This window comes from Streptomyces sp. A5-4 (assembly GCF_051131715.1).
GTDB lineage: Bacteria > Actinomycetota > Actinomycetes > Streptomycetales > Streptomycetaceae > Streptomyces.
Genome location: NZ_CP178591.1, coordinates 4,455,039 through 4,471,723, shown reverse-complemented (window position 1 = coordinate 4,471,723; position 16,685 = coordinate 4,455,039). Strand labels below are relative to the sequence as shown.

Sequence of the window (16,685 nt, the reverse complement as noted above, 5' to 3'; positions counted from 1 at the left end):
CATTAGGAGGTGGCGGAGGACGTCTGCGTGGACACCTCGGCCAGCTGGGCTTCGAGGTCGGCGATCCGCTGGGCCTGCGTGTTGATCTTTCCTTGCTGCCGGTACACCTGCTGGCCGAGTTCCTCCACGCCGCTGACGGCCGCGATGCAGCCGCCGACCGTCGTGGCCATCTGCCCGAACGCCTGCGGCGCGATGCCGTGGGCGTTGTGGGCCTCGAAGGTGCAGGACCGTTCCATGTCGCTCATCGCGGACAGGGCCTTGCGGGTTGAGAAGACCGCGTCGCGTGCGCTGAACTCGTCGCCCCGGCCGGACAGGCTGAGCCGGGTCACGCTCGCGCGGCGCCGCAGCGGGTCACGGGAGGTCATGAACTGCTCCAGGCGGTGGCCCATCAAGGAGGCCGCGACCCGGGCCTTGGGCAGCGCACGCCGCAGCCGGCTGCCGTCCGCGATGCCCACCCCGCGGGCGATGTCGGCGTAACTCACCTCGCGGCCCGCGTTGTGCACCAGCCACACCAGGACCTCGACCGCGTCCTGTTCCAGCTGGCTGGGGGCTTTCACCTCGTCGCGCACGCTCACCCCAGCTTCTCGCTCTCGTCCATGAACGCCCGCAGCGCTTCGTCGTTCAACGCGGGGTGGTGGCTGGCGGCCAGGTCGCGGATGAACGCGATGGCCGCCTGCGAGGCGGTGCACAACTCGGTGATGGCCTGGCTGCGGTCGTCCGTGAAGTGGACCGTGTGGTGTTGCAGCAGGGCCAGGGCCCGCAGCGTGCCGAGGCGTACGTCCGTCAGCTCGTTGAATACCTTCAGGGCCACGTCCGCCTCGGCGGGCGACTGTGCGGCGCTTCGCACGGCCGCCGCGACCTGATCGACGTCCACCTCGGTGACGTCTTGGGGCGACCACGTGTCCGCGCCGTCCGTACGGTCGCACTCCCGGGCGGGCTCCTCGGCCGTGACACGGGCCGCGTCGCGGACTGTGTGGTCCCGCGCGGCTTCGCGGCGGTCGCATTCCTCGATGGCCTCCCGGGCGGCGGCCTGGGCACCGGGGTCGGCCAGGATCGTCGCCCTGAGTGCGGTGGGGTGCTGGGCCATGAAGACCGGAGCCGTGGGCTTGACGCCCGCCCGTTCCGACTCCAATTCGATCGCGCTGCGTCGCTCACCCGCCGCCATGCTGGCCTCATAGCTGCGGTAGTACCCGTGCTCACCGAAGAAGGGGACCTCCTCCTCGTCCGGCAGCTCGACATGCAGGCCAGGCGCCAGATCGCAGGCCGACGGGACGATGCCGTCGGCGGCGGCACGGTCCCACGCCTCGTAGAAGGCCATGACGCGCTTCGCGCTGGTGCGTGTGCGGCGGGCGAACTCCCGTGCACTGATACGGCGGTAAACGTTTCGGTCGAAACATTTGGACTGCTGTTCGATCGTCTTCCCGCGGCCTTCATCGGGTTCGACGCGGCGGGCGACCAGGCGTGCGCGGGCCCAACCGCCCTTGCGGTCGTGGGTGCTGAACTCCTCGACGTCGGCGGACAGGCTCTCGTCGTTGTCCTCGGTGACCGGCTCCATCACACGGCCGCCGGTACGCGAGACTCGGCCCGGTCGCGACCGGCGCCCGTGGACACACCGAGCCTGACCTGGATCCAGGACACCAGCAGCTCGACCTTCACAAGCGTGTCCTTGACCGCGTTGAGCTGCTCGGCGGAAAGCTCGACCTGATCGGGGTAGCGGTGCATGAAACCGACCGTCTGGTCGCCCAGACGCACCAGGTCCCGCGCCACGAAGGCGCCCTTGCCCGTCGGCGGACCGCAGGTGATGTACCGGTTCCGGTCACGCTCGACACGGCGCTGATCCTCGATGGTCCGGCGGGCGGCCCCCCGCAGCTCGGCGTCCTTCTCCAGCAGACCGCAGACGATCTTCTCGCGGTCGGGATGATTCCCCAGCGCGCCCAGGTACTCCGCGAGCGAGGGACCCGCACCTCCGGACGCGCCCAGCAAGTCCCCAAGGGCCGGCGCGGTGCCCAGGACCCGCTGGTACTGGGCCATACCGACCCGGTCACCGCCCGCAGTCTGCGTTTCCTTCAGCAGCGCGCGCAGTTTCCGGTAACCCTCGTCCACCGCAACGCCCCCGGACCCCGTCCGGGCGCCCTCACGCAGCACGCTGTAACTGACATGGATGCCGCTGGCGGCCACCGCCTTGCGTACCAGCGGCGTGCACAACCGGGCCGTCTGCCGGTAGTCGCGGCCCGTCCGCGCGCTCAGGCAAATGTCGTCGCAGTACGCGTCGAGGACGCCCTCGCCGGCCCCCGCGGTCACGCTCAGCAGCTTGTCACCGATCGCGAGACGGTTGACACGTCCGCCGACCACCAGGCCACGGCCCTCAGCGACATCCTGATCTGAATAGCTCATACGAAATCCTCACCGTAACCAACTCGATGAACACGCAGTGTAATCAGATGGTCGCGGGTCGCGTTCGCGTCAACTCGCCGTTGTGATCACGGGGTTGATGGCCAAGGCCCCTGAGCGGCACCGTTGTGGCACAGCTCCCGCGGCAGAATCACCCGTGAGGGTGGAAGCCGTACCGGCCGCGGGCCCGGGGCGGGCGCGCACGTCAGCGTGTTCGCGGCGCGGGAAGCGCCGGCGGGGCATCCTGACCGTCATGGACGAGACGCACGAGCTCACCGAGGACGAGATCAACGACCTGCTCGGCGATGACGAGAGGGATGCCGGATGGGGTGGCGATGATGACTACGAGTGGGTGCGCTGATCAGCGGCCCGCCGTGGCCGCCGCGTACAGCGCGTCCACGTCGCCGGTGTAGACGAGGGCGTTCTCGTCGGGTGCCGGGGCCTCGAAGCGGTCGAAGAAGTCCTGGAGCGCGGAGGGGGTGACGGTGAGCGCGTTGGCGTCGGCGCGCTGGTTGCGCTCGTTCAGGCGCCGCAGGAGTTCGTCCCTCTCGACCGGCAGGTAGACCAGCAGCCAGTCGCCGCCCGCCTGCTCCACGGTCTTCTTCCAGCCGTCGCGGGCGTCGCGCAGCCACAGGCCGTGGTCGAGGACGACGTCGTGGCCGGCGGCGAGCTGGTCGGCCAACCGCCGGCGGACGTCGTCGACGATGGGGCCCTCCCGCTCGAAGTATTCGTGCTCGGGGTAGTCGACGCCGTACCGGCCGTGGAGGCGGTGGACCTGTTCGTCGACCGACAGGCGGACCATCCCGCGCTCGGCGAGGGAGCGGGCGAGCACGGTCTTGCCCGAGCCGGTGATGCCGACCAGCAGCACGGCGAGCGGTGCGAACGTGCTCACGGTCATCCCTTCGACGGACGGCGTCCTTCCCTTCCATTGTGGCTCTGCCCGGCCCTTCCCGTGCCGGTTTACCGGCGGGTGCCGGTGGGGGTCGCGGGCGGGCGCCACGCGGTGGTGACCGCTTCGGCTTCACGGCTCCACCCCTCGGGCAGCCGGTCCACGCTCACGTGGCGGAACGTGAGGCGGGGGTCGGAGACGTCGATGCGGCCGGCGAACTTCTCGACGTGTTCCAGCAGGCGGCTGGCCTCGTCCCGTACCGCCGGGGTGTGCTCGTTCCAGTCGCCGGCCGTGAACTTCGCGACGCGTCGTCGCAGGTCCTCCAGCACGCCCGCGTGCCATTTGAAGTGGTTCACGCAGGCCAGCGCGGTGGGGTCGGGCTTGTGTCCGGGGGCCCGGTGGTTCCCGGAGGCGACCGGGACGCCGGAGCGGGCCAGGACGATTTTGCGGGGGTCGCCGCGCAGGAGGCGGTGGGTGAGGTGGCCGCCCAGCGGATACGTGCGGTCCAGGCCGGTCTCGGGCCGCCAGGAGGTCAGGCGGCCGTCCGGGGCGGTGCGGTCGAGCATCAGGCCGCCGACCACGCACCGTCCGGCGTGCTCGGCGGCGGCGATCACCTCACCCAGCGGTGCGGGGTAGGTCTGGAACTCGTCTACGTCGGCGAGCAGGTGCCAGCCGGGCCCGGCCTGCTCGCGCAGGGCGTCGCGCAGGCCGGTGTTGGTGTGCTCGTGCCACGGGCCGGTGCTGACCTGGGCGGGCGTGATGCCCAGCTCGTGGGACGCGGCCCGCAGCTGGTGGCGCCGGTCGTCGGGGACGTGGTCGGGGAAGTGGAAGGCGAGCTGGAAGCGTTCGACGCCCAGGCGGCGGTAATGGGCGGTGAAGGCGGTCAGCAGGGCCGGTTCGACGGGGCCGATCACAGCGATCAGCGCCGGAGGCACGGGCAGCATCGTCAGGACTCCTTGGCCGGCAGTTCGGCGTACGCGTGGATGAGGAAGGCGGTCTGGTCGGCCGCCGGGGCCATACCGACTGCCGCGGCGGCGTCGGCACCCGGCCGGGGCAGCGGCTGCCGGGTGAGGGCCCGCAGGGCGTCGGCGAGGGCGGCGGGGTCCTCGGCGGTGAACAGGCGGGCCCACGCCTGCCGGGACAGCCGGGCGGACAACTGCGGATCATGGGCGGAGACCAGCAGGGGGACGCCGTGGCGTACGGCGCCCATCACCAGCCCCGACTCCTTGCCCACTCCCGTCCGGCGGGCGACCAGCGAGGCGTCACAGGCCGCGTACACGGCGCGGAGCCGGGTCTCGCTCGCCGTGCCGGGCGTGTGGTGGACAGTGACCTGCGGCAGTCCTCGCCACCGGTGAAGGACCGCGGCGTCGACAGGGTCGCCGGCGACGAACACGTGCAACGGCCCGTCCAGAAGGGCGAGGGCGGCATCCACGGTGTCCAGGTCCTTGTACGGCCACCAGCCGCCGACCAGGCACACCGCCGTGTCGTCGGCGGTGAGACCGGTGGCGGTCCGGGCCGCCGTGCGTTCGGTGTCGGTGATCCGGTTGCCGTCGTCGACGGCGAAGGCCCGCACCACCCCCGGCAGGCCGGGGAAGGCGGGGGCGGCCTGGTCGCGGACGACGGCCGTCGGGTAGAGCGCCAGCACGCGCCGCTCGCCGCGGCGGGCCAGGCGGCCGATCAGGCGTACTGCCGTGTCCTCGGTGGTGACGGCCTCGTGGACGAACCGCAGGTGAGGCTGCCCGCCGAGGAGGGCGGCGGCACCGTGCAGGGCCTCGCTCGCGCTGAGCACGACCACGGCGGCCGGCTCCGGTGCGATCCGCCGGGCGGTACGCAGGCACGCGGCCTCGGTCAGGCAGCGGGCCAGCAGCGTGACCTGGTGCGGTGCCCGGCGCAGGACGGTCGGCCAGCGCCGTGAGGCGAACACCCGCCGCCCGACCGCCGCGGTCACAGCTACGGCGTTCGCGACCCCGGAGAGCACCCGGGCGGCCGGACCGGACGGACCGCAGACCCGCGCTCCGGCCTGGGCCAGTTCCGCGCGGGCTTCGGCCGGTACCCCGTAGGGGGCGATCACCACGGAGCCTGGCCGGGTCGCGGCGAGCGTGCACAGGGTGCGCTGGTGGTGCCCGCCGAGCCGGTGCGCGAACGGCTCGACGAGCACCAGCGGGCCGGACCTCATCCGGCGACCGCCTGGTCACCGTGGACGGCGGCGAACCGGTCCAGCAGCCATCCGGGATCGTTGAGCCGCCCGAACTCCTCCGGCCGGCGGGCGGCCTGGCGGGCGAAGTCGATCCCCTCCCGGGCCCCGGCCACCGCGTACGGGGCGAACTCGCCGTCGCCTCCGGCCGTCCAGGCGGCCATCCGCTCGGCGGCTTCGGCCTCCTCCATGCCGTACTCGCTGCCGCGCGCGAGCATCGCGCACTCCCTGAAACCGGCCTTCCACGCGTGGTAGGGGCTCTGGTTGATCCGGGTGGTGCCCGCGACCTGGGCGGCGAACTCGGCACGGCCGGGCAGCGCGGCCAGCACGTCGACCGCGTCTCCGAGCTCGCGCAGGGCAGAACGGCGGATCAGCTTGAGGCCGCCGTAGCCGTAGACCAGGCCGTTGAGCGGGTTGACGGCCCTCCACACCCGCATCGAGACGCCCTCGTCCAGCGGCGCGATGTCACGCACGGCGAACTCGGTGGCGATGACGAAGTCCCCGTCGGCGAGGAGGAACTGCTCGGCGTCGACGACTTCGGCGGCCAGCCGGTACGCGCGGCGCATCCCGTGCACCCCGTGCAGCCGCTTCACCTTCAGCCCCAGCACCCGCTGGAGGCGGGCGTGAAGCTTGTCGGCGAGCGGTTCGTCGTAGGAGAGCATCACCGCGTCGAAGCCGGTCACGCGATCGCCTCCAGGTAGCGGGCGGCCACCAGGGCCGGGGTGAAGTCGGCGGTGGAGGCGAACGCCCGCTTGGCGTGCACCGCGTAGAACTCGGCGTCCTCGGCGAGCCGGCGGGCGAGGGCAACCGCTTCGGCGTCGGTGTCGAACAACAGCTCCGGGTCGATGTGCTCGGCCAGCCAGCCCAGGCGCGGGGCGATGACGGGCAGGCCCATGCCCTGGCAGTCGATGACGCTCATCGACCAGGGGCAGCCCGCACGGAACGGTGCGATACCGAAGTGTGCGTCGGCCAGCAGGTCCCGGTAGCGGACGCGGTCGCCGCGGTCGGTGACGATCTCGACGCCGGGCAGCACGGCGAGCTCGTCGCGGTGCCGTTCGGGACTGGAGTCCAGAGCGGTGCGGCCGGCCCGGCGGTCGCCGAACAGGTCCATGACCCGCAGCCGCACCGCGGGCCCGGTCATCTGCCGGGCGACGTCGACGAAGCGGGCGGTGCCGTAGTGCGCGTACAGCCGGTGGTTGTAGACGCCGACCGCCGCGGTGCCGCTCTCGCGCGGCGGGGCGTCGGCGGGGTCGCGCACCAGGCGCTCGTCGCGCGGTGCGGGAACGATCCGCAGCTTCTCGCCGAGGTCGACACTCATGCGGGAGGCCGCCGCGCTGGTCCAGGAGGCGGCGGTGGAGGAGTGGGTCAGGACCCGGTCGCAGGCGGCGAGACCTGCGGCGAACGCCAGCAGAACGCTCTGCCCGAGTCCGGCGTCGTCCAGGGAGGGGTCCACCCTCAGCTGCTGGTCGCCGGTGAAGGAGAACGGCAGGTAGTGGCAGTACCCCACAAGCCTCGCGTCCGACCCTGCCTCCAGCAGCGCGGTCCGTACTGCGGGGGCGGCCTCGATCTGGTTGGCGACCACCACCTCGGGACGCACCTCGCGGATCAGCGCGACCAGCTGGTCCAGGTCGGAGGTGAAACGGGCCCGGTACTTCGTGCCCGGCACAGCCGTGCGCTGGAAGCCGGCCCGCCCGTCACCGGCCGGAGCCGGGGCGGCGACGGTGACCTCGGCGCCCGCGTCCGCCAGCGCCGGGGCGAGCAGGTCCGCGAAGATCCACCCCGAATCGGCGGCCAGCCGGTCGGGGTTGGAGATGTTGAGCAGGTACAGCACGCGCATCGCCGTGGTCCTTCCCAAAGGGGCCCGCAGGGGATCGAGGCGGGCCGGATAAGGGAAGGAAACCGGGGGCAGAGAGCGTGACGGAATGATGAACTGGGATCACTCACGGTTCATTCATCTTCATCAACCAGCTTGTCGAGCGGGGGCTTTGATGGACGAGCAGTCCGATGCCAGCACCTTGGAGCAGGCGGTCGACGCGTTCGCGGCCGAGGTGGCGTACTGGCGCGAGGTCCGCGGCATGTCCAAGAAGACTCTGGCCGCCGCCATGGGCTACACCCCCTCCTACGTCAGCCACATGGAGGCCGGGCGGCACAAGCCGTCCGAGGACTTCGCCCGGGTCGCCGACGAGGCGCTGAACGCGGGCAAAGCGATCTGGAAACGCTGGTGCGAATACGAGGCGGCCAAGGTCCGGGCCAAGAGCCCGGCCGCCCCGCCGGCCCCCAGGCGGGCCGAGCAGCCGTACGCGTCCGGGTCCGCGCTGGTCGTCGAGCACGACCAGGCCCGCCTGGACTACGACGGCACCGCCTACCGGCTCACCATGCGCCGCCGCTTGCGCAACACCGGCAACGAGCCGGTGACGCGCTACCTGATCCGCATCTCGGTCGACCGCTACCCCGGCGAACCGGAGCGGTCCAACGCCCACTACCGCATCCACCCGCTGACCTGGGATGAACTCGCGCTCACGGCAACCTGCCGGGGCGAGACGATGCGCTGGGAGGCCAAGCACGACCGGGACGCCTTCAAGGAAATCTGGCTGCTGTTCGAGAACGGCCAGGGCCGCTTCCCGCTCTACCCCGGCGAGTCGGTATGGATCGAGTACGCGTACTCGGTCGGGGACGAGAAGTGGGGCCGCTGGTTCCAGCGGGCCGTACGGCTGCCGACCGAGCACTTGGAGGTCGCTCTCGTTTTCCCCGCGGCGCTCGACCCGGTGGTGTGGGGTACCGAGACCTCCATGACGGCCGAGGCATCGCCGCTGCGGACCGCCCCGATCCGCAGCGAGGAGGACGGGATGCGCGTGTTCACCTGGACAACCTCCGCCCCCGCCCTGCACGCCCGCTACCGTCTCGAATGGCGCTTCCGCGCCCGCAATGAAACCGACGCGACACAGGGAGAGTTCAGGTGACCGTGGTGCAGCCCAGCCAGCGGATGCGCGAGATCGGCGTGGTCCAGTACGGCGCCCCCGTCCTGGCCGAGCCGGCCCGCCCCTTCGACCTGCCCGCCGAACGCGAAGACGCCGAACACGCCGTCGAGATGCTGTTCGCCTCGATGGAACGCATCGGGCAAGTCCACCCCTTCGCCAAGGGCATGGGCCTGGCCGCCCCGCAGATCGGCACCGGCCGCGCGGCGGCCACCGTCCAGCCACCCGGCCGAGACACCCCGACGATCGTGCTCCTCAACCCGCGCATCACCGCGCGCTCCGAGGAAGCCGATGAGCAGTACGAAGGGTGCCTGTCCTTCTTCGACGTCCGCGGCATGGTCCCCCGCCCGCTGACGATCACGGTAGAAACCACCGCACTCGACGGCACCAAAGTCACCACGGTGTACGAACGCGGCCTCGCCCGGCTGATTCATCACGAGATCGACCACCTCGACGGACTCCTCTACACGGCCCGGATGCGGCCCGGCGTCGAGCCGATCCCGGTTGAGGAGTACCGGCAGACCGGCCGTACGTGGGCGTACGAGCAGTAGGGCCTCACGCGCCGAACCGATCTCCGGCGCGGGAGGACAAGACCGTGACGGTCCCACCCCGGTCTGTCTCTCCGGCTCCTGTTCGTACCGAACGGGCCCGGCTCGCCGGGGGTGCTCGCGCCGAGCAGCGGGGCGCCGTCCTTCAGCCTGTGGAAGTCGGAGAACAGCGCACCACCGTACGACGGAACCCCAGATGCCCGGCAGAATCCGTCCGCCGGTCACCACTCCGGGAGCGTCTCGCTGTCGTCGACGACGTGTCCCTGAGCAGTCAGCCACCGCTTCACGGCGGCGCGGGCAATGGCCGTACGGGTGATCTCTTCGTCGCCGCCCTTGTCCTCCAGTCGCTTCGCGATCGCGGTGAGCTCAGCTTCCGTGGCGAACTTGAGCAGCCACGTCGGGCCCAGGCCCGTCAGCCGGTCTTCGTGCTCCCAGTCCCGTTGCTGACGCGCGATCTCGTCAGCGATGGCAGGAAGATTCCGTTCCGCGGCTTTCACTTCCCAGTGCCGGAAGTACGCCTCAAGCATCCGATGCACGGTCGTCTCGTCGTCGGGATCCAACGGCATGTTGCCGCCGTGCACCGCCTCGACCTCCTGCAACGCTGTCCGGCGAACGTCATGGGCGTGCCCGGCCGCCTCCACGATCCTTCGCTTCTCGTCTTCCGTGAACTCGGCGTCGTCGAGCTTGTCGTCGGGCACGGCGTGCGCGTGGTCGATGCCCGCCAGGAGGTCAGCCAAGGCGTCCGCGAGCCGAGTGACTTCCTGGCGCAGCGCGTCAGGTGTGAGGGAAGCCGCCGCGCGCTGGCGACTGCTCTCCAGCATCGTGCGCGCTCGTTGCGCGGCGGCCAGGAGCCTCTGCGTGTCCTGAGAGGCATCGTCGCTGTAGGTCATTGTTGCCCCCGTGGGCGAAGTCGGCCGGGATCGGTTTCCTTCCCCAAGGATCCCCTGTGCGGGGCAAGCTCCGGACGAGATGCATGTTCACCCGCTGGCGCCCCCGCCACTGACCGACCGCCGGAATAGCGGAGGACCCCGGCAGCCATGCCCCCGCCGGGGTCCTCCGCTGCGGCCCCGGTCACCCCCGGGGCCCTCTTCGTTCAAGATCAATCTTGCTGGTAGCCGCTGTACCTGGGGAGAGGGTGGTCGCGTACGTATCGCTCATACGCCTCCTGGTCGAGCACCTTCGCCACCCGCTGGCTCGCCTCGGCGAAGGACGTCAGCGCCTTCGTCGGGAGCCAGTCACGTGCATCGCCTTCCAGCACGTCCAGGACGAGGCCGGCCCCGCTCATAGCGAGCCAGGCCGCCTGCATCAACGCGCCCTCGCTCCGCCCCTGTGGGACGTCGACGAACATCGCCCCCTCACCGAACACCCTGTCCTGTGACGTCGGCCCCGCCTTGAATAGCTCGCCCAGCAACTGCTGGGCTTCCAGTACCTTGCCCCTCGCCTCGGCCAGTCCGGCGAGCACAGCAGCGGAGTCCGCGTGTGCCTGGTCAGTGGCGATGCAGCCCGTATCACTCGTCACGCCAAGATCAACGACCCATCACGCCTTCGGTCGTGGTCCCAAGATCATTCCTTAGCTCCAACGGCTCACCAGCGCCAGACGTGCCTCACTTGACTGAACGGCTATCAGCCAGTTGACCTCACCTTTTGACTTGACACACTAGATAAGGCCCCTCCCCACCGCGTACTCGGAGGAAGTCGCTGCTTAACGACTGTGTCGCTTTCCCTGAGGTGCGCCTCAACGAGAACTCGCAAGTCTGTTGCATTTCTTCATGTCGGATACCTACGCTCCGGCCCATGCAATGGATCAGCTTCTCCCCGACAGGCTGGGAGTCCTGGGACTTGTCCCGGCAACCCCTCATACGTGATCAGATGCCGGTCCTGATCGACGACGATCTCCGGTTCGAGGACGGCCCCGGCTCCCCCCGCCCCACGGTCTACGTGAACAAATGGCTGGGCGAGATGCCTCTCAACGGTGCGCCTGCCGTGCGGACTTGGGAGAACGGCGCCGGGTGCCTGTGCGAGTGGATGACGTTCCTCAAGGACCGCGGTGTCCACCTCTTCGGTAGCCGGGACGATCTCCGCGCCGCCTTGAGTATGTACGCCGAGTACCGCCTGGCCGGCTCGCTGAAGATGCGATGGGACCACACCACGTGGAACCTCCACATGGGGATCTTGTCGAACTTCTACGGCTGGGCCCGCGATGAAGGGATCGCCCCTTCCGTGCCGTTCACCTACCGGATGGGCAAGCGCATGGCCCACGGAGTGATGGTCGACGTGGAGGTCAACCAGGCGAAGCTGCGACAGCCGAGGTCGCACACCACGATCAAGTATCTCGAGTGGAACTTCACTGAGTTGTTCGAGTATGCGCTGGCTGGCCTGGGGCCCGGTGGAGAGCCGGACACGCGCTACCGGAGAGTCCGTGAAGGGGCCCGGAACGCGGCGATGGGCAAGCTGGTGCGGTCCAGCGGACTGCGCAAGCAGGAGTTCACGTACCTGACGATCTACGAGGTGCCGCCGCTTCCCCGCCATCCGACGCCGGTCCCGGTGCTGTTCCCGCTGGCCCATGCGATCACCAAGGGCAAGAAGGCCCGGACATCGTGGATCCACTATGACGTGCTCGCTGAGATGCACCAGTACATCGAGTTGGACCGTGCCGCGTCCGCGGAGGGGTACAAGTGGCGCCCACCGTCAAAGCTCGGCCCTGCGTTGCTGGTTGAGGAGCCGGATTGGGAAGGCGCGATCCTCAATGGGAAGCGAAGGTCCTGGAGGCAGTTGACCCCACAGGAGAGGCTGCGGCTGGTCACGCCAGAGGGCCAGTCGCCGCTGGTGGGCCTGCAGTCCACAGGGCAGCCCTTCGTCGACTGGGCGACGGTCTTCCGCCGTACGTCCGCACGGATCCGTGAGCGGTACGAGCCGCGGTTCCCGACCGTGGGGCCCCACCGGGTACGCCACACCATGGCGATGCGCACGCTGGAGCAGTTGGTGGCGGGCTACTACCAACAGGCAGCGGCCTTGGTGAAGGACGCAGGCGACGACGCCGCGATGGCCCTCTACCTGCGCAAACACGAACCGATGTTGATCCTGAGAGACCTGCTCGGACATACGAGTGTCACGTCGACGGAGCTTTACATCGCCCGCTTGGACGTCACCCGGATCTACCGCGAGGCGTACAAGGACACGGCTGTTGGGCCGGACCCGGCGGCAGCTGCCGAGGTCGCCGCTGAATTCGCAGATGAGGACGAAGACTGATGCCCGCGACGGTGATTGACGAACCGCTGTCCATACGCTGCTGGTTCAAGGACGGGACCGAGTGGACATTCCCGCTGGCCGGCTTGCCCAACGAGCGGCTTGCGCACGACCTCGCCGTGGGTATGGCCGCGAACGTGCATCCGCATGGGGGCGTCGGGGCGAGAGAAACGGCCACCAACTACGCGGTTGCGGTGCGGCAGACGGTCAAGAAACTGGCGAAGGAAGGATTCACCGGTTCGGCGGCCGATCTGACGCGGCCGCTGCTGAATCGGTACTTCCTGGCAAACACGTACGACCGTGAACGCGATGTGCGTCTGATCCTGAAGGGCTTCGACCTGGAGACCGGCCGCCTCAAGCCGGAGGTCCGCGCGTCTCTCAAGGGGAAGGCAGTACAGCAGCAGAGGCGGAGCAAGCCGTATCGCGCCTACTCCGACGGCGAGTGGGAGCGGATGGAATCGTCGCTGCGGCAGGCGGCGGAACAGAGCTGGCGAGACCACAAGAGGCTGCTCCGGCTTGCGGAGAGTGGACGCGATCCGCGAGTGAGCGGGCAGCACAACGAGGAGGACGTCGCCTGGCTGCTGTTGAGGATGGGCCCGATGCGCTTCCACAGCGAGTACCGCGAGTACATCCGTGGCCACCTCCGTTACAGGGACGGCGATGAGGCCGCCGAAACGGTAAAGCAGGTTCGCGAGGGTCTCTTCCCCAGCCAGGCCGTCCAGCACACGTACGCGATCCTGCTCGGCCTGTACTGCGGGATCGTCCCGGATGGCATCGATGACCTGGGCCTTGACGGAGTGGACTGGGCAGGCGACGCCACCGTCTTGCTGACCTACATGAAGGGCCGCACGGCGCGGGAGAGTCTCAACATCCCCTCCCGCGCCGTTCGTCTGCTGGAACGGTGGCTGGATCACTCAGCCACGTTGCGGCGTTTCGCGGGCGATGCTCTGCGGGGACATCTATGGATTGCCCACGCCTCCTTCTCCAGCGACAAGGTCACGGGGCCTCCGGCAACGGGGAAAACCCAGCGCCAACTCATCGCGGATCTCGATCTGTTGGATGATGACGGTCGAGTGCTGGTGATCAATCGCGGTCGGATCCGCGCTACCTACGAGGAGCGTTTGTCACGACGGGGCTGGACGGGGCGGGCCACCATTGACCCGAATCACACCGCTCGCACGGAGGGAGATCACTACGTCACGCCGACCGATCCCGCTGCACTGGACGCGGTGGAATCCATCATCGAGGACGGCCAAACCCTCGTCTTGCGCAAAGCGAAGCCGCCCATCGTTCTGTCCTCCGAGCAGGCCGCGGAACTGGCCGAAGGGTTCCCCAATGAGGTTCAGCAGCTGGGACTGGATGCCGCTGCGATTGCCGAACTTGTAGGCGGTGAACGCGATGTGTTCACCGCGGCATGCAGCGACCAGCTCGCTGGCCTGCACGGTCCCGCGGGAAAGCCCTGCCCGGCTCGCCCCTGGGTCTGCCTGCTGTGTCCCCTGGCCGTGTTCCTGCCTCGGCACAGCGCGAATCTGCTGCGGCTGGATGCCTTCTTCCTGCGCCAGTTCCGGCAAATGCCCACCGAGCACTACCTGCGGGTCTTCGGCCCGTACGCCCAGCGCCTGAGTGAGGAGATCCTGCCCAAGTTCTCCGCGGAGGCGAAGGAAGAGGCCGAACTCGAAGTCGCTGGTGACGACACCGAGCTCCCCCTGCGGCCCGAGGAGGCCACCGTATGATGCCCCTTCCTATGCCCGCCGCCCTGCCCCAGCGCCGCGGTGGCAGCTCCGCTTTCGCGGGCTGTGACGTGTGCCTGACCGCCGGCCTGCGAGTCCGGCCGGACGCTGCGGTCCCGTTCTTTGACTGGGACACGTGGGACCTCAGCTGCCTCGCCGACACCCACCGCATGGTCAAGGACTACGAGCTCGTCTGGGAGTTCAAGGTGATCCTCAATCCAGCCTGGCGGGTGGTGGCCAAGGAAGTGGTGCTTGCCTTGATGACACCGCAGCACGAGGCAGTCCTGGAGTGCCCCTTCGCTTTGCGCCGTGTCCAGAACCCTCGCACCTGCTACCGCCGTCTGCAGGGACTCACCAGCTGGTTCAACTGGCTCACCAAACGCGGTGTCGCCGCCTTGGGCGAGGTGACCCAGGAGATGTGCGAGTTGTACCTGGAGGAACGTTCATGGAGCATTCCCAAGCCGCATGAGCCGAGCCGCCGACTGCTGCCAGAAACCATCCGCGAGCACGTCTTCTGCATGAAGCTCGTGGCCTGGTACGACGATCTGCTGTCGACCGACGGCTACGGCCCGGGCTTCGTACCTTGGCCGGGCAAGACGGCGGCACAGGTGGTTGGTCGGATGCCGGTCCGTGGCGAGAACAAGGTTCAGCCGGTCCCGGACGGGATGCTGCAGCCTTTGCTGGAGACCTGCCTCTACCTCGTCAACACCGTGGGCCCGCATGTGGCGGATCTTCTGGAGGACTACCGGGCCAAGACCGCGCCGGGTGAGATACCGGATAGGGCCAACTTGAGTCACGCACCACTGATCCGCAAGCTCCTCGACGAAATCCGGGCCAGTGGACAGCCCCTGCCGGAGCTCAGCGAGAAGCAACTGGCCCAACGCCGCGCGCTGTTCGGGGAGGACGCGCTGGAGCGGATGGCCTGGGGCCACATGAGCCGTCTGATCGGTGCCCAGCGCATGTCCTGGGAGCTGCGCTGGCTCCTGCGGCCTGAGGTGCTGGAGTTGGCTGCTGAGGTGGGTTTCCAGCAGCCCTGGGGCCGTCATGCCGCCGTGATCCCTCGCTCCGATGACGGTGTGCTTGTCCCGTGGACAGTGCCGCTGGCCGAGGAGGAGCTTCGTATCATGGCCGACTACGTGCGGACGGCCTGTCTCACGGTGATTTCCGCGTTGACTGGTATGCGTTCCAGTGAACTGCACGAACTCTCTGTCGGCTGCCGCCGTACCGAGAAGCCCTTGACCGGCAAAGACGTCCGGTTCCGGGTCGCGGGACGTCTGATCAAGTTCCAGAAGTTCGGCGGTGTCCCGGATGAGTGGGTGGTCATCGAGCAGGTGGATTCGGCCGTCGCGCTGGCCGAACGTCTGGTGGACCGCCCTGAAGGGGAAGCCCTGTTCGACAGCATCGAGCTGAACAGTCGGCTGAGTAATCTTCGTATCTGGCTGGAGAAGAGCGGGACCCGCGAGCGATGGGGGCTGCCCGTCATCCCGAAGGGGCCTGTCTCCGCGCGGAGCCTGCGTCGTACGCTTTCCCTGGCCATCGCCCAGCGGCCCGGCGGGCTCCTGGCGGCGAAGGTGGCTCTGAAGCACATTTCTGTGGCCACGACGGAGGGGTACGCCGCGACTCCCGGCGGCTCTCAGCGGCTGTTCCTGGCCGAGGTCGAGGAGGCCGAGGAGGAGACCCGCTTGGAGCTGACGGTCGAGGCATTCCGCGAGGCTCAGGCGGGCCTTCTGCCGGCCGGGCCCGGTGCCCGGTATCTGATCGAAGCCTTCCACCACGTGGATGCCGAGCTCAAGGAGGCCGCCCGCAGCGACCCGAAGGTCCTCGCTGACGACAGGCATCTGGAGAGCCTTCTGCGCAAGGTCGCCAAGACGCTTCACGTCGGGGCGGCCAACTTCTGCTGGTTCCGAGACCCGTCCAAGGCCCTGTGCCTCAAGCTGGCCGGCACCCCGGACGCCAAGCGCCCGCTGGTGGGCATGTGTGACTCGGCCCGCTGCCCGCAGGCCACCCACCACCTCCGCCACCGGTCGGTGTGGCTCGGGCAGATCACCACGATCGACGTTTTCGTCGAGAGCCCTCGGGTGGGCAAGGGCGAGAAGATGCGGCTCGTACCCGAACGCGACCGTGCCGTGCGCGTTGTCGCCGAGATCGATGCTGCCGCCCCCGCGGCATCCATGGGAGAGGACTGAGATGGCCCGCCTCACCAAGGACGACAAGGCCCGCAACGAGGCCGCGATCCGTGCCGCCATGGAACACGTGCTGGCCGGGAACCTGCCGCCCGGCGGCAAGTGCGACCTCAAGACGCTCGCCGCCCTGGCGAACGTCACCCGCACCGGCTTCTACCCCAAGAAGGCCCGGGACGGCTCTGAACGACCTGGCGCCTACCAGCACCTTGCCGAGGAGTTCGAGCGGCGGGTGAAGCAGCTGCAGGACGCCGGAGAGATCGTCGACCCGCGGGCCGCGCAGATCGAGCGGCTCAAAACGCAGAACGCCGAACTGCGGGAGCGGGTGGCCAAGCGGGACGAGGAGCTGCTCAAGCTAACCGAGTTCAGGGCCCTGGCGATCTCCCGGCTGGCCGCCCAGCACGACGAGATCGAACGCCTGCGCAAGCAGGTCACCAGCGGCGAGAACGTCCGCCGGCTCCCGTCGGCCGGAACCGCACCGTACGGATCGTGCAGTTAAGGTGCGGGTGCCCCGGCGAAAGCCGGGGCACCC

The 16,685-nt window shown here is 69.2% G+C and carries 16 protein-coding genes; 6 read left to right on the top strand and 10 right to left on the bottom strand.

Features of this window, described 5'->3' with window-relative positions; translation table 11 throughout:
* Positions 1-2 precede the first annotated feature (2 nt).
* The 8 genes from ACLLJJ_RS20665 to ACLLJJ_RS20630 form a co-directional block, all read right to left on the bottom strand.
* Positions 3-575 (bottom strand): hypothetical protein, encoded by a 573-nt coding sequence (locus ACLLJJ_RS20665; protein WP_434593664.1) that lies wholly within the window; start codon positions 573-575, stop codon positions 3-5.
* Entirely contained in the window at positions 572-1,555 is a 984-nt protein-coding gene (locus ACLLJJ_RS20660; protein ID WP_434600470.1) for a hypothetical protein, read from the bottom strand. Before ACLLJJ_RS20660 ends, ACLLJJ_RS20665 begins: the two co-directional genes overlap by 4 nt.
* Positions 1,555-2,394, bottom strand: coding sequence for a hypothetical protein (locus ACLLJJ_RS20655; RefSeq protein ID WP_434593662.1), 840 nt, complete (start codon positions 2,392-2,394; stop codon positions 1,555-1,557). The genes ACLLJJ_RS20660 and ACLLJJ_RS20655 overlap by 1 nt, the downstream gene beginning before the upstream one ends.
* A 358-nt stretch (positions 2,395-2,752) precedes the next feature.
* Positions 2,753-3,283, bottom strand: a complete 531-nt coding sequence (locus ACLLJJ_RS20650) for an AAA family ATPase (RefSeq protein ID WP_434593659.1) — start codon at positions 3,281-3,283, stop codon at positions 2,753-2,755.
* Positions 3,284-3,351: 68 nt separating this feature from the next.
* A complete protein-coding gene (locus ACLLJJ_RS20645) occupies positions 3,352-4,224 on the bottom strand; it encodes a glycosyltransferase family 2 protein (RefSeq protein ID WP_434593657.1) in 873 nt (290 codons plus the stop codon).
* Between the two features lie 2 nt (positions 4,225-4,226).
* The gene (locus tag ACLLJJ_RS20640) at positions 4,227-5,456 is read right to left on the bottom strand and encodes a hypothetical protein (protein WP_434593655.1); all 1,230 of its coding nucleotides are present in this window, start codon (positions 5,454-5,456) and stop codon (positions 4,227-4,229) included.
* Positions 5,453-6,157 (bottom strand): hypothetical protein, encoded by a 705-nt coding sequence (locus ACLLJJ_RS20635; RefSeq protein ID WP_434593652.1) that lies wholly within the window; start codon positions 6,155-6,157, stop codon positions 5,453-5,455. The genes ACLLJJ_RS20640 and ACLLJJ_RS20635 overlap by 4 nt, the downstream gene beginning before the upstream one ends.
* Positions 6,154-7,311: a glycosyltransferase gene (locus tag ACLLJJ_RS20630; protein ID WP_434593650.1), complete on the bottom strand. Its 1,158-nt coding sequence runs from the start codon at positions 7,309-7,311 to the stop codon at positions 6,154-6,156. Before ACLLJJ_RS20630 ends, ACLLJJ_RS20635 begins: the two co-directional genes overlap by 4 nt.
* Positions 7,312-7,462: 151 nt before the next feature.
* Between ACLLJJ_RS20630 and ACLLJJ_RS20625 the strand changes: the two genes are divergently transcribed.
* Positions 7,463-8,434, top strand: coding sequence for a helix-turn-helix domain-containing protein (locus ACLLJJ_RS20625; RefSeq protein ID WP_434593647.1), 972 nt, complete (start codon positions 7,463-7,465; stop codon positions 8,432-8,434).
* Positions 8,431-9,000 carry a peptide deformylase gene (locus tag ACLLJJ_RS20620; protein WP_434593644.1) on the top strand — a complete coding sequence of 190 codons (570 nt, stop codon included), beginning with the start codon at positions 8,431-8,433 and terminating at the stop codon, positions 8,998-9,000. Before ACLLJJ_RS20625 ends, ACLLJJ_RS20620 begins: the two co-directional genes overlap by 4 nt.
* Positions 9,001-9,218: 218 nt before the next feature.
* Here the strand turns inward: ACLLJJ_RS20620 and ACLLJJ_RS20615 are convergent, their stop codons facing one another.
* Positions 9,219-9,887 (bottom strand): hypothetical protein, encoded by a 669-nt coding sequence (locus ACLLJJ_RS20615; RefSeq protein ID WP_434593642.1) that lies wholly within the window; start codon positions 9,885-9,887, stop codon positions 9,219-9,221.
* A 209-nt stretch (positions 9,888-10,096) separates the two neighbouring features.
* Entirely contained in the window at positions 10,097-10,516 is a 420-nt protein-coding gene (locus tag ACLLJJ_RS20610; RefSeq protein ID WP_434593639.1) for a hypothetical protein, read from the bottom strand.
* Between the two features lie 275 nt (positions 10,517-10,791).
* On the opposite strand from ACLLJJ_RS20610, the gene ACLLJJ_RS20605 reads away from it, so the two are divergent.
* The 4 genes from ACLLJJ_RS20605 to ACLLJJ_RS20590 are packed head-to-tail and all read left to right on the top strand — an operon-like array spanning position 10,792 to position 16,652.
* Complete coding sequence (locus ACLLJJ_RS20605) at positions 10,792-12,246, top strand: site-specific integrase (RefSeq protein WP_434593637.1); 1,455 nt, start codon at positions 10,792-10,794, stop codon at positions 12,244-12,246.
* Positions 12,246-13,976, top strand: coding sequence for a hypothetical protein (locus ACLLJJ_RS20600; protein ID WP_434593634.1), 1,731 nt, complete (start codon positions 12,246-12,248; stop codon positions 13,974-13,976). Before ACLLJJ_RS20605 ends, ACLLJJ_RS20600 begins: the two co-directional genes overlap by 1 nt.
* Complete coding sequence (locus tag ACLLJJ_RS20595; protein WP_434593631.1) at positions 13,973-16,159, top strand: integrase; 2,187 nt, start codon at positions 13,973-13,975, stop codon at positions 16,157-16,159. The genes ACLLJJ_RS20600 and ACLLJJ_RS20595 overlap by 4 nt, the downstream gene beginning before the upstream one ends.
* A 1-nt stretch (position 16,160) precedes the next feature.
* Positions 16,161-16,652, top strand: coding sequence for a hypothetical protein (locus tag ACLLJJ_RS20590; protein WP_434593628.1), 492 nt, complete (start codon positions 16,161-16,163; stop codon positions 16,650-16,652).
* The last annotated feature ends 33 nt before the right edge of the window (positions 16,653-16,685 follow it).